General features: G+C 60.6%; 9 protein-coding genes. 5 read left to right on the top strand and 4 right to left on the bottom strand.

All coding sequences use genetic code 11. From position 1 onward, the window contains the following. Nucleotides 1-12: 12 nt before the first annotated feature. Together QE453_RS11250 and QE453_RS11245 are read right to left on the bottom strand one after the other, a co-directional pair. Nucleotides 13-252: a hypothetical protein gene (locus tag QE453_RS11250; RefSeq protein ID WP_045532859.1), complete on the bottom strand. Its 240-nt coding sequence runs from the start codon at nucleotides 250-252 to the stop codon at nucleotides 13-15. Nucleotides 253-266: 14 nt separating this feature from the next. Beyond that, on the bottom strand, nucleotides 267-2,063 hold the full coding sequence (locus QE453_RS11245; protein WP_045532861.1) for an acyl-CoA dehydrogenase C-terminal domain-containing protein: 1,797 nt from the start codon (nucleotides 2,061-2,063) through the stop codon (nucleotides 267-269). A gap of 377 nt (nucleotides 2,064-2,440) precedes the next feature. Between QE453_RS11245 and podJ the strand changes: the two genes are divergently transcribed. The 4 genes from podJ to QE453_RS11225 all read left to right on the top strand — a co-directional run bounded on the left by podJ (nucleotide 2,441) and on the right by QE453_RS11225 (nucleotide 8,792). Further along, a complete protein-coding gene (gene podJ / locus QE453_RS11240) occupies nucleotides 2,441-6,184 on the top strand; it encodes a cell division protein PodJ (RefSeq protein ID WP_309777075.1) in 3,744 nt (1,247 codons plus the stop codon). A 262-nt stretch (nucleotides 6,185-6,446) separates the two neighbouring features. Further along, nucleotides 6,447-7,373, top strand: coding sequence for a sulfite exporter TauE/SafE family protein (locus QE453_RS11235; protein ID WP_004439829.1), 927 nt, complete (start codon nucleotides 6,447-6,449; stop codon nucleotides 7,371-7,373). Beyond that, entirely contained in the window at nucleotides 7,370-8,197 is an 828-nt protein-coding gene (locus tag QE453_RS11230; protein ID WP_004439826.1) for a TIGR02186 family protein, read from the top strand. The genes QE453_RS11235 and QE453_RS11230 overlap by 4 nt, the downstream gene beginning before the upstream one ends. Before the next feature lie 157 nt (nucleotides 8,198-8,354). Then, the gene (locus tag QE453_RS11225; protein WP_006697645.1) at nucleotides 8,355-8,792 is read left to right on the top strand and encodes a universal stress protein; all 438 of its coding nucleotides are present in this window, start codon (nucleotides 8,355-8,357) and stop codon (nucleotides 8,790-8,792) included. 14 nt (nucleotides 8,793-8,806) lie between these two features. Here QE453_RS11225 and pdeM read toward each other — a convergent pair whose 3' ends face one another. Continuing rightward, complete coding sequence (gene pdeM, locus QE453_RS11220) at nucleotides 8,807-9,535, bottom strand: ligase-associated DNA damage response endonuclease PdeM (protein ID WP_004439820.1); 729 nt, start codon at nucleotides 9,533-9,535, stop codon at nucleotides 8,807-8,809. Between the two features lie 46 nt (nucleotides 9,536-9,581). Then, nucleotides 9,582-12,173: a ligase-associated DNA damage response DEXH box helicase gene (locus tag QE453_RS11215; protein WP_309777074.1), complete on the bottom strand. Its 2,592-nt coding sequence runs from the start codon at nucleotides 12,171-12,173 to the stop codon at nucleotides 9,582-9,584. 49 nt (nucleotides 12,174-12,222) lie between these two features. On the opposite strand from QE453_RS11215, the gene QE453_RS11210 reads away from it, so the two are divergent. Further along, nucleotides 12,223-12,726: an Rrf2 family transcriptional regulator gene (locus tag QE453_RS11210; RefSeq protein ID WP_004439813.1), complete on the top strand. Its 504-nt coding sequence runs from the start codon at nucleotides 12,223-12,225 to the stop codon at nucleotides 12,724-12,726. Nucleotides 12,727-12,745: the final 19 nt, after the last annotated feature.

Genomic DNA, 12,745 nt, shown 5'->3' with positions numbered 1-12,745 from the left:
AGTGCATCAAACTCATCTCAGCGTCCATTTTCCTCGGCGATCATCATCAGCGGCAACAAGGCGTCCCTTTTTTCTCAACTCCGTCGCCGCCCAACGCATGTCGTATTGCCACGAATAAAAAAGATCGTGCCCGCGCAGGTCCTTTTCATGGTGGTCCCAAATGTACTTGGCTACATACAAAATTGATCCTTCGCCTTTATTCGCCTTAAGCGCCTCGACTACCCAATCTGTTAGATCTGCCTTCGTGACCATTGGAACCCTCGTTCTCAGAATGCTTCCGCGGCCAGTTCCATCATGGTGTCCGCCCCGGTTTCGATGCGGGCCTTGCGCAGCGCCGTTTCCGGCATGATGCGCTCCATGTAAAACTTCGCCGTGACAAGCTTGGTCTTGAGGTAATCCTCATCCGAAGCGCTGCCTGCCGCAAGCGCTTCGCTGGCGGCTTTCGCCATGCGCGCCTGCATGTAACCCAGCACCACGATGCCGAAGAGATGCATGTAGTCGGTCGAACCGGCACCGGCATTGTCGGGCTTGGCCATGGCGTTCTGCATGAACCACATGGTTGCGGCCTGAAGGTCGTTCAAGCCCTTCTTCAAACCCTTGGTGTAGAGGCTGAGCTTTTCATCGCCGCGGTTTTCCTCGCAGAAATCGCCGATTTCCTTGAACAGCGCCATCACGGCGCGGCCGCCATTCATGCCGAGCTTGCGGCCCACCAAATCAAGCGCCTGAATGCCGTTAGCGCCCTCATAGATCATGGTGATGCGCGCATCGCGGACATATTGGCTCATGCCATGTTCTTCGATGTAGCCGTGACCGCCAAAGACCTGCTGCGCCATCACGGCGTGGTCGAAGCCCTTGTCCGTCAAAACGCCCTTGAGGATCGGCGTGACGAGACCGAGCAGGTCGTCTGCCGCCTGCCGCTCCTTCTCATCGGTCGAGCGGTGGGCGATGTCGGATTGCAGCGCCGTCCACAAAAGGAAAGCGCGGCCAGCCTCGTTATAGGCCTTGACGGTCATCAGCGTGCGGCGGATATCCGGGTGCACGATGATCGGATCGGCCTTCTTGTCCGGGAATTTCGCGCCGGAAAGCGAACGGCCCTGAATACGCTCACGGGCATATTCCACCGCATTCTGATAGGCGATTTCGCCCACGGAAAGCCCCTGCAGGCCGACGCCGAGGCGCGCTTCGTTCATCATCACGAACATGGCCGAAAGGCCCTTGTTTTCCGCACCGAGCAGATAACCCGTCGCATCATCGTAATTCATGACGCAGGTGGCGTTGCCGTGAATACCCATCTTGTGCTCGATCGCACCACAGGTGACGCCGTTGCGCTCACCGGGCGTGCCGTCTTCCTTGACCAGGAATTTCGGCACGATGAAAAGCGAAATACCCTTCGTGCCTTCAGGTGCGCCCTCGATGCGGGCGAGCACCAGATGGACGATATTATCGGTCATGGAATGTTCACCAGCCGAGATGAAGATCTTCTGGCCGGAAATCTTGTAAGTGCCGTCTCCCTGCGGCACCGCCTTGGTGCGCAGGAGACCGAGGTCGGTGCCGCAATGGGGTTCGGTGAGGTTCATGGTGCCGGACCAGATACCTTCGACCATTTTCGGCAGATAGGTCTGCTTCTGCTCCGGAGTACCGTGAACGAGAACGGCGGCAATAGCGCCCTGTGTCAGGCCGGGATACATCATCAAGGACAGGTTGGCGGAAGACATATATTCGCCGATCGCCGCATGCAGCGTATAGGGCAGGCCCTGCCCGCCAAATTCCTGGGGAACGGCAAGGCCGATCCAGCCGCCTTCGCAATAGGCGTCATAGGCTTCCTTGAAACCATCGGGCACGGAGACAGAACCGTCATCGGCGCGCTTGCAACCCTGCTGGTCGCCGGAAAGATTGAGTGGGAAAAGCCGTTCCTCGGCAAGCTTTGCCGCTTCGCCGGTGATTGCCTCGATCATGTCGGGCGTCGCATCCTCGAAGCCGGGCAGGTTGTTATACCGCTCCAAGCCGAGAACGTCATTCAGGATAAAAAGCGTGTCCTTAACTGGGGCCTTGTAAACAGGCATTACCGATGTTCCTCCGCATCGTGGGCGCCGGAGATAATCCGGCCGATATGACGTGACAATATTTGACGTGCGCGTAAACGTCAAATAAATTCCATGGGGTTATAGCTCTCCCTTTTTGCGTAATTGTCCTCCGCACCGCCCCGGGGCTCGGCCTGCATCGCAAAAGTTAAAAAATTCCGACCTTGGTTAACCACTTCTTTACCACGTTTCGTGAATTCTCCCGATGGAGGTAACTGCTTCGTTCATCGGCGCATTTTCCTCCACGGGGGCAAATACCGGCTCTAGAATTGCTGCATGTTGCGGCGACGGCGTGTCCAAACAGGCAACGTCGCGACAGATAACCGGGCACGGCGGGCGGAAGCGAAGCGAGCGAAAAGATGAACGGATTGCGATCGAAAACCCAACAGCCAAGCGACAGGTCGTCGCTTGATGCTCTCAATCGCACCATTGAAGGCCTTGAAGCCCGCATCGAAGGGTTGATGAGCCAGAAGTTTCCGCGCGACCAGCGGGCCGCTGGCGCCCCGCCGGAAACAAAGAGCGAAACCTATGCCGCACCACGCGAGCCACGCACAAGCGTGACGCCACCGCAACTTGATCCCGTCAACGAAATACGCCAGCGCCAGCGTCTGCTGGAGACCAGCTTCCAGCGACCGCAGGAACCTGCCGCCCGCGCGGAACGCACGATCACACGGCCGCTCGCGCCGGAATATCGGCAGAGGGAGCCCCAGCCGGCTCCTCAGGCCGCACCGCGCGCACGCGCCATCCCGCCCTATCAGGAGCCACGCAATGACGCGGCCCTGCAGGAAATCGCGCAGGCACTCGTCAACCTTCGCCACGAATTGAAGCACGATATTGCCGAGGGCGTTGCGCGGGAGGCGCAGGGACTGCGCGCGGAAATCCGCAATATCCGCGCCGCGGCGGAAGACCAGCAATTCATCGGCGATCTGCGCGATGACATCGCACGGCTTGCCGGAAGCATCGACCAGCTCGGCAATCTGGCATCTCCGGATGTCTATGCGCTGCGCAACGAATTCGAGGACCTGCGCCTCACCATTGACCAGCTGGCGCGCGAAGACAGCGTCCATCGGATCGAAAGCCGCTGGAACAATGTGGAAGACACGCTGCGCGGTTTCGATGCCGGCGCCCTTCAGGATGAAATCGTCTCGCTCGCTTATCGTCTCGATGACATCAAGACGCAACTCGGCGGCATGAGCAACAATCCGGCCGTTCGCGTGCTCGAGGAGAAGCTGATCGCGATCGCCAGCGCGGTCGAGCAACTCGGCAAGCACATGCAGCCGAATGAAGCGGTCTTCAGCGAACAGTTTTCCGGTCTCGATCAGCGGCTGGACGAAATCAGCCGCGCCATTGCGGCGACCGGCACACGCGCCAATGCGCAGGCAACCGACAATGCGCTCGCCCAGCGACTGGAAAACCGCCTGAACGGCCTCGCCGAACAGCTCGGTGATATCAACCGCCTCGCCGCTGCAAAACCGGAACCCTCCGTTGATCTTACTACGCGCCTTGAAGCGCTGGCCGGCAAGATCGATGAGCTGAGCACCGCGCGCGATGCAGCGCAACTGCATGAGCGACTGGACCAGCTTTCACTGCTTCTGGAACGGTCGCAGCGCCCTTCGCAACAGGCGGAGCTGACGTCTTTCCTCAGCGACATTTCCCGCAAGATCGATGCGCTCGACCACGGCACCGTCAATGAGGGTCTGGCCGAACGGCTCGACACGCTCTCTCGGCAGATCGAGGAGCTCGATTATCGCTATAGCCAGCCGCAGCTGGCATCGGACCTCAGTGAAAGCGCCTTTTCGCGCCTGGAAGAGCGGCTTGGCACTATCGCCGCGCGACTGGATGAGACCGCCCATGCCGCCCCCGCTGACAGCCATGCGCTGGCGAGCCTTGAAAACCAGATCGCCCATCTCTCGACGCTGATCAGCCAGCCGGTGCAGATGCAGGCCGCAGGCATGTCGCCTGAACTCGATGCGCGCATGGCGGCGATCGAAGACTATATGGCTTCGAACGACGAATATATCATCGAAGCGGCCCGGCAGGCAGCCGAGGCCGTTCTCGACGCCTATACCCGCAACAACCTCTCGGCTGGCGCGAACATCGACGACATGTCGATGCTGACCGATCTCGCGGCCGATTTGCGCAACCTTGAAGCGCTGAGCCGCAACACCGAAGAGCGCACGCACCGCACCTTCGAAGCACTGCACGAAACGCTGGTGCAGATTGCCGGCCGCCTGGATAATCTCGACAACGGACCGTCCTACCGCGAAGAGCCCACCCGTCACGTTGCACAGCAGGCTGTTGCCGCAGGCCGCGAAGATGTCGCGATGCCGGCCGCCATATTCCCGGAAGAAGGCTATATAGCCGAAGAGCAGGCCATTCTTGAGGATGTCAGCGACAACGACGCGACCGCCATCGTGCCGCCCGCTGCCGTCAAGCCCGCAAAAGCAGAGAAAACGAGCCTGCTCGCCGGGCTGACGAAGCGCTTCAAAACAAGCACGGCGAAGCCCGCAAAGACCAAGGAAGAACCCGTATCGGCCTCTTCCGCCCGCACCCAGGTTGAGCCTGCCCCGTCGCTTGATCCGATCGACGTTCTGCCAGCCGGTCAGGAGAACGAACTCCTGGAGCCCGGTTCGGGCGCGCCTGATATCAAGAAAATCCTGGAACGCGTGCGCGCCAGCCAGGTGGCCGCCACCGGCAAGGCCGTGGACGCGGAAGGACGGACGGACTTTATCGCCGCCGCCCGCCGTGCCGCGCAGGCCGCCGCGATGGAAACAGCGCCGGAAAAGCTTGAAACCGGCAAAAAGAAAAGAAAGACCGAAACTTCGGCTCTTTCGCGTTATCGCAGGCCGCTGCTGCTCGGTATCGGCGCGATCCTTCTGGCGATGATGGCCATGCCTCTCGTCAAGACAATGATCAGCGGCACGGAAGCCCCGGCGCCGGTGATTGAACAGAAGATGGACAATGCACCGGTTTCCGCCCTTCCCGAAACCGGCGACAAGGCCGTCACCATACCGTCTGACCTCGCGATCGGATCCGAGCAGGCAGCCCCGGCCGATAGCATCGAGAACTCCGCTCCGGCACAGAATACCATTGACCACCGGACCATTGGCGGTGCGCCGCTACCCGAGGAGCCGCCGGTCGCCGATGTTCCCGCCGTGGATCCCGCAAAGTCCGGCACCGTCGCGCAGGCGGAACCGCCGAAACCGGCTGAGGCCGTCTTCACGGCCGCTCCCGCCGACGGCGCCATCGTCGTTCCCGCCGGGATAGAGCCCGCATCGCTTGCTGAAGCCGCCGCCAAGGGCGACACGCAGGCGCTTTTCGAAATCGCAGCCCGCTACACCGACGGTCGCGGCGTTGCCGCCGACCGTGCCGAAGCCGCGAAGTGGTACAAGCTGGCTGCCGATCGCGGTCTTGCGCCCGCGCAATATCGTCTCGCCAATCTCTACGAGAAGGCGAACGGCGTCGAACGCAACCTTCCGGAAGCGAAGCGCTATTACACGCTGGCCGCCGAACAGGGCAATGCGGGCGCCATGCACAATCTTGCCGTCCTGCTCGCTTCCGACGCGGCTGGCCAGCCGGATTTTGCTGCCGCCGCGCAGTGGTTCATCAAGGCCTCCGAACTCGGCGTCCGCGACAGCCAGTTCAACCTCGCCATTCTTTATGCCCGCGGCAGCGGGGTTAAGCAGGACATCGAGGAATCTTACAAGTGGTTCGCCATTGCCGCCAAGGATGGCGATGCCGATGCCGCCCAGAAGCGCGACGAAGTGGCGGGGGCCTTGAACCCGCAGCAGCTCCAGAGCGCCAAGGCCAAGGTGGAGGCGTGGAAGGTCAAGCCGCTTTCGGAAGATGCCAACAGCGTCAACCCGCCGGAAGAGTGGGCTGGCAAGGAAGGCGTGAAAACCGCCTCCGTGGACATGGAAAAGGCGATCCGCAACATTCAGGCGATCCTCAACAAGAACGGCTTCGATGCCGGGCAGCCGGACGGCAAGCTCGGCAAGAACACCGTGACGGCCATCAAGGACTTTCAGAAATCCGTGGGCCAGACCCCGGACGGGCGCATTACCAACGAACTGGTGACAGCGCTTCTCGCCCGCAATAAATAATGGTTCTGAAACCCAAAAAGCGGCCCCCCGGCCGCTTTTTTGCAACGCCTTACAGGAATGTGGGCGGCTGCCTTCGCCAGACCTCTATCTTTCCAAATTATCAACGTATTTACCGTTGAATGTTGACAGGTTAGGCCCTCGCGGGCATGACGGATGAAGGCTGGGCATGCCCGGTCTTTTCAGACAGAAAGTGTAAATCGCGGCAAGGCCCCCTCACCGGACAAGCCATGCCGCCCGGAACCATTTGCCCGAGGTCCGAGCCGTGACTGTCTATCTGCCGATCGCAGAACTGTCGGTGAATATTTTCATCATTCTCGGCATGGGCGCGGCCGTCGGTTTTTTGTCCGGCATGTTCGGTGTGGGCGGTGGCTTTTTGATCACCCCGCTGCTGATTTTCTACAATATTCCGCCAGTCGTGGCCGTGGCGACGGGCGCCAACCAGGTGGTGGCCTCCTCCGTTTCAGGCTCGATCACCCATTTCCGGCGTGGAACCCTCGACGTCAAGCTCGGCAGCGTTCTGCTCGTCGGCGGCCTCCTGGGGGCGACGGTCGGCGTGTGGATATTCTCCTTCCTGCGCAGCATCGGCCAGCTCGATCTCATCGTTTCGCTGCTCTACGTCATCCTGCTCGGCACCGTAGGCGGGTTGATGCTGAAGGAAAGCATTTCGGCACTTCGCCGCGCCGCCCGCAACGAGACGGTGACGCTGCGCCGGCCGGGACACCACAACTGGGTACACCGCCTGCCGCTGAAAATGCGGTTCAAGAAATCGAAGATCTATCTCAGCATCATTCCAGTCGTCACGCTCGGTTTCGGCATCGGCATACTCACCTCTATCATGGGTGTGGGCGGCGGTTTCATCATGGTGCCGGCGATGATCTATCTGTTACGCATTCCCACCAGTGTGGTTGTCGGCACCTCACTGTTCCAGATCATTTTCGTCACCGCATACACGACCGTCGTACAGGCAGCGACCAACTACTCCGTCGATGTGGTGCTGGCCTTCATCCTGATGGTGGCTGGCGTCATCGGCGCGCAATATGGTGTACGCGTCGGCCAGAAACTGCGCGGCGAACAGCTGCGTGCGCTGCTGGCGCTTCTTGTCCTCGCCGTCGCCCTTCGCCTTGCGGTATCGCTGGTGGTGCGGCCGGAAGATCTGTTTTCGGTCGCCGTCGGGGGGTTAGGTTATTGACCCGCCATTTGTTGCTTGCCGCCCTTGCCCTGCTCTCCTGTCTTGCCTTCGGGCAAACTGCTTCCGCCCAGACGCCGCCGCTTGCGCTGCCGCCGGGTCCGCAGCAGCGCCCCCTGCAGGAAAACATCGAAATCGGCGCTTCGACGACGGAAATTCCGATAGCCTCGGATTTTCGCGGGGCGGATTTCACCCTCTTCGGCGCACTCAACAATACCGACCAGCTGCTACTGGCCATCGGGCAATATGATATCGTGGTGACGCTGGAAGGGCCGAGCGACTACATGACCGTGCGCAAGAAGGAGCGTGTGGCAGGCATCTGGATCAATACCAGCGCCATCACCTTCACGCCGCTGCCGGAATCCTACTCCATGGCCAGCACCCGCAATATCAGCGATGTCGCCTCCCCCGGAACGCTGCGCGCCATGGGGCTCGGCGTCGACCATCTGTCGCTCAAAAGCGCTGTCTTTTCGGGCGTGCCCGACAATGTCTTCGATTTTCAGGAGGCCTATCGTCGGCTCAAGCTTTCGAGCGGCATCTACCGCAATGACACGACAGGGGTGCGGCTGGAACGCACGGGCCTGTTTTGGGCGACCTTGCGCCTGCCCGCCAACGTGCCGAACGGGGTGCACACGGCGCGCGCCTATCTCTTCAAGAGCGGCAAATTCATCGCCCAGCGCGAATTAAAACTGCGCGTCGTCAAGACCGGCATGGAACAGGCGATCACCGATGCCGCGCATCAGACGCCGCTTGCTTACGGCGCGCTTTGCGTTCTGCTCGCCGTCGTCACCGGCTGGGGCGCCAGCATCATCTTCCGCAAGGACTGAGCGTTTTCAATCGCGCAAAAGAGAGCGTCTGCCACCCGCACTGGCAAAGATAGCATTCGCTTCCTTCCGGGGTTTGCTGTAAAATTCAAGGCGTTACAAACGCACGCAGCTGATGGCGGCAAGTGCGGTTGTAACGGGGATGAAAAGGAGAAATGTCATGTTCAAGCACATTCTCATTCCCACCGATGGTTCGCCGCTGGCGCAGATCGCAATCGACCAAGGGTTCGCTCTCGCCAAGGAGGCAGGCGCAAAGGTGACCGTGGTGACGGTATCGGAACCCTTTCATGTGATTGCCAGCGATGTCGAGGACATTGCCGCCATTGCCGAAGAGGAATTCCACCGTTGCGAAGAGGCGGAGCATCTGCTTCGCGATACGCAGGCGCATGCCACCGCCATGGGGCTGGATTGCGAGGCCCTGCTGGCGCGGGCGGGGCGGCCGGACGAGGCGATCATCGAAATAGCCGACAAGACCGGCTGCGATCTCATCGCCATGGCCTCGCACCGGCGCAGGAGTTTCGTCGAGATGCTGCTCGGCAGTGTGACCGCCAAGGTGCTGAAGAATTCGAAGATACCGGTATTGGTCTACCGCCAATAGGCTGCGCTAAAATCTCAGCCGAGCAGACTGGAAAACCGCACCGAGTAGATGCGATCTCTCCCCATCAGATGCGCGACGAGAGCGGCATGATCGAACAGGCCGCGCATTGCCTTGTGGCGTAAATCCAGCCCGCCGCTCAACACCCCGAATGCCGGCATCAACAGACGCGAACCATCGGTGGCGAAACAGGGCCGCCGCACCGTCTTCTCGCGGCGTCGCACAGTGGCGGAGGGGTGCAGGTGACCGGCGATTTCACCGGCCGCATCGCCCGGCTTAGGTTCGTGGCGGAAAACGAGATTGCCGTAAAACATCTCATCCACCGAAGAACCCGGCAGATCGACCGTGCCATCGGGGTCGTGGTTGCCGTTGATCCATATCCATTCGCGACCGCGGGCCATCTCGCGGATAAGTTCGCGCAACGGCAGCGGCAGGTGCTGGGAGCCGACGCGATCATGAAAATTGTCGCCGAGGCTGACGACGATCTTCGGATCGTAGCGGCTGACGAGGGAAGACAGTATCTTGAGGGTGGCGATGGTGTCATAGGGCGGCAGCATGCGTCCACGCCTTGCAAAAGCCGCACCCTTTTCCAGATGCAGGTCGGAAACGACGAGCAGCGACAGGTCGGGCAGGTAGAGCCCACCCAAAGGGTCGCACCAGGCGGAAACGCCGTTGATGGCGGTCTCGCTGCCCAGGCATTCGAAGCCGTTGGAAAACCTGTCGCTCAATGTCAGCCGGCTCAGCACTTTTATCGTTGTTCCTTCAATGCATACTTCAGCACATGGGCATATTTCAGGACATGGCCTCGGCGATCAGCTCATCGGCAGCTTCCGCCAGCACATCGTCCATCGCTTCGCCCGCCACCGTCTCCCGGCCGATTTCCAGCATGACCGGAACGGCGAGGGGCGAAACGTGCTCCAGCGCGCGATGCGTGGTGTGTCCCTTGATTCGCTTCAGCATATCGCCAAGGCGGCCAATATCCAAAAGTCCTGCTGCGGCATCGCGTCGCGTCGCTTCCAGCAGGATATGATCCGGCTCATGGCTGCGAAGAACGTCATAAATAAGATCGGCGGACACCGTGACCTGCCGTCCGGTCTTTTCCTTGCCGGGATGGCGGCGTTCGATCAGCCCGGAAATGACTGCGCAATTGCGGAAGGTGCGTTTCAGCATGAAGGATTCGTCAAGCCATGCTTCCAGATCGTCGCCAAGCATGTCCTCATCGAGAAGGTCGGCCAGCGACAGGCGGCGAGACTTCAGCCGCATGCCGATATCCTCCATGGCCCAGATGGCCAGCGAATAATCGGTGGCGACGAAACCCATCGGTTTTGCCCCGGCCCGCTCCAGCCGCCGCGTCAGAAGCATGCCGAGTGTCTGATGCGCCAGCCGTCCCTCGAAGGGATACATGACCATGAAGAAGCGCTTGCGGAAAGGGAAGGTCTCCACCAATAGCTCGTCGCGCTTGGGAATGATCGACTTCTCCTTCTGGATTGCCAGCCAGTCGCGAACCTGATCCGGCAGGGCATGCCACCGTGTCGGGTCTGCCAGCATGGAGCGCACTTGATCTGCCAGGTAGGTGGAAAGCGGAAATTTGCCACCGGCATAGGAGGGTATCTTCGGATCCATGGAAAAGGCCTGTGAGACCAAGCATTCATTCTCCCTGATGCCCTCGAACCGCAGCACCTTGCCGGCAAAGAGAAAAGTATCGCCCTGCACCAGCTGCTCTAGGAAATATTCCTCGACCTTGCCGAGCGACATGCCACCGCGACCGACCGTGCCCTTGGCATTGCGCTTGACCATGCGGACATTGAGTTCCGCCGCCTCGACGATGGTGCCGAGGTTGAGGCGATATTGCTGCGCTACCGCCGGATTGGACACGCGCCAGCGACCGTCCTTCATCTGGCGGATGCGGGCATAACGTTCATAGGTGCGCAGCGCGTAGCCGCCGGTGGCAGTAAAATCCACCACCCGATCGAAGGTGGCACGCGGCAGGTCGGCATAGGGCGAGGCGCTGGTGATTTCGCGATAAAGTTCATCCGCATCGAAAGGCTCGGCACAGGCCATGCCGAGTACGTGCTGGGCGAGAACATCAAGCGCGCCTTCGGCGATCGGCGGCGTATCCTGCGCGCCGATATAGTTGGCATCCAGCGCTGCCCTGCATTCCATCACCTCGAAGCGGTTGGCGGGAACGAGAATCGCCTTTGACGGCTCATCCATGCGGTGGTTGGCACGGCCGATACGCTGAGCGAGGCGGCTAGCGCCCTTCGGCGCGCCGACATGCACGACAAGGTCAACGTCACCCCAGTCTATGCCGAGATCGAGGGTGGAGGTGGCAACAACGGCACGTAACCTGTTTTCCGCCATGGCCGCTTCCACCCTGCGGCGCTGCCCGGCATCCAGCGAGCCGTGATGCAGTGCGATCGGCAAATTGTCGTCATTGATCGTCCAGAGCTCCTGAAAGACCCTTTCCGCCTGCGAGCGTGTGTTGACAAACACCAGCGTCGTCCGATGCTGCTTCAACGCTTCGTATAAGTCCTTTCCGGCATAACGTGCTGAATGGCCGGACCATGGGATGCGTTCTTCCGTGTGCAAGATGGAAATATCCGGCTTTGCACCGCCTTCGACGGTTATCAAGCCGGCGGGCGGCTTCCCCTGCCCCTGCGGTGCAAGATAACGGCGCAAATCCATCGGCTCCGCCACCGTGGCCGAAAGGCCGATGAAACGGACATCGGGCGCATGCCGGCGCACGCGGGCGAGCGCCAGCGACAGCAGATGGCCGCGTTTGGAGGTGACGAGCGAATGCAGCTCATCCAGCACCACATATTTCAAGTCACGGAAAAAGCGCTCGGCCTCCTTATTGGCGAGCAGCAGCGAGACCTGTTCCGGTGTGGTCAGCAGGATATCCGGCGGGCGCACCTTCTGGCGCTGGCGTTTCGCCTGGGGCGTATCGCCGGTGCGGGTTTCGATGACAATCGGCAGACCCATTTCGGAAACGGGCTTGGTGAGATTACGCTCGATATCGACTGCAAGCGCCTTCAGCGGTGAGATGTAGAGGGTGTGCACGCCGACAAAGCCGGAGCCAGGCGGTATCTTGCCCCGCTCTGTCAGATCGGTGAGCGAGGCCATGAAGCCGCCCAACGTCTTGCCAGCACCGGTGGGCGCGATCAGCAACATGTTCTCGCCGCCCCGTGCCCGCGCCATAAGCTCTAGCTGATGGGCGCGCGGAGACCACCCTTTTTCGACAAACCATTTCTGGAATGAAAGGGGCAAGGTGCCGACATCTATGCCGGAAATGGGGGGCTCGGTGTGTTTCACGCCTTTAACGTAGTGAAAAACCTGAGAAAAAGAAGGGCGGAACAGGGCCGCTTGACAGGAAAACAGAATCATGGATAAATAATATCCATGATAGCGCAGCAACAGGACATGGAAAAGACCGATGAAACTCGGGGACGGCGTTGAACAGGCCATTCACAGCGTGGGAATGCTGGCGGGACTTTCCGAAGGCGGCGTGTTGTCCGCGGCCGCGCTCGCGGAATTCCACGGCGTTTCCACCAGCTATCTTCTGAAGCACCTGCAATCATTGTCCAGCGCGGGAATAGTTGCCACGGTGCCGGGGCCGAAGGGCGGCTATCGTCTGGCGCGACCGACTGACAAGATCACCCTGCTGGACATCGTTCTGGCCGTTGAAGGGCCGCAGCCGGCTTTCCGTTGCGCGGAAATCCGGCAACGCGGTCCAAACCCATTGCCGGGCCGGTACTTCACCAAGCCCTGTGGTATCAATGCAGCGATGTTGAAGGCGGAGAAGGTCTATAGGGCGGAACTCGCCAAAACCACCATTGCCGATATTCTGGGCGATCTTGCCGCCACTGACGATGGTGGGATTGCTGCGCGTGGCTGTGCCTTCCTGGAGTTGAACGAGCGCAAGACAGCAGCGCGCTGAGACTGGAAAACAGGCTCCG

Source organism: Agrobacterium sp. SORGH_AS_0440, from assembly GCF_031453135.1.
Classification (GTDB): Bacteria; Pseudomonadota; Alphaproteobacteria; order Rhizobiales; family Rhizobiaceae; genus Agrobacterium; species Agrobacterium pusense.
This window is presented reverse-complemented; position numbering and strand designations above follow the sequence as displayed.

Bases quoted from the DNA above. Each gene is read 5' to 3' on its own strand.
- QE453_RS11250 (WP_045532859.1), bottom strand. From the start codon at position 252: ATGGTCACGAAGGCAGATCTAACAGATTGGGTAGTCGAGGCGCTTAAG.
- QE453_RS11245 (WP_045532861.1), bottom strand. From the start codon at position 2,063: ATGCCTGTTTACAAGGCCCCAGTTAAGGACACGCTTTTTATCCTGAAT.
- podJ (WP_309777075.1), top strand. From the start codon at position 2,441: ATGAACGGATTGCGATCGAAAACCCAACAGCCAAGCGACAGGTCGTCG.
- QE453_RS11225 (WP_006697645.1), top strand. From the start codon at position 8,355: ATGTTCAAGCACATTCTCATTCCCACCGATGGTTCGCCGCTGGCGCAG.
- QE453_RS11215 (WP_309777074.1), bottom strand. From the start codon at position 12,173: ATGATTCTGTTTTCCTGTCAAGCGGCCCTGTTCCGCCCTTCTTTTTCT.
- QE453_RS11210 (WP_004439813.1), top strand. From the start codon at position 12,223: ATGAAACTCGGGGACGGCGTTGAACAGGCCATTCACAGCGTGGGAATG.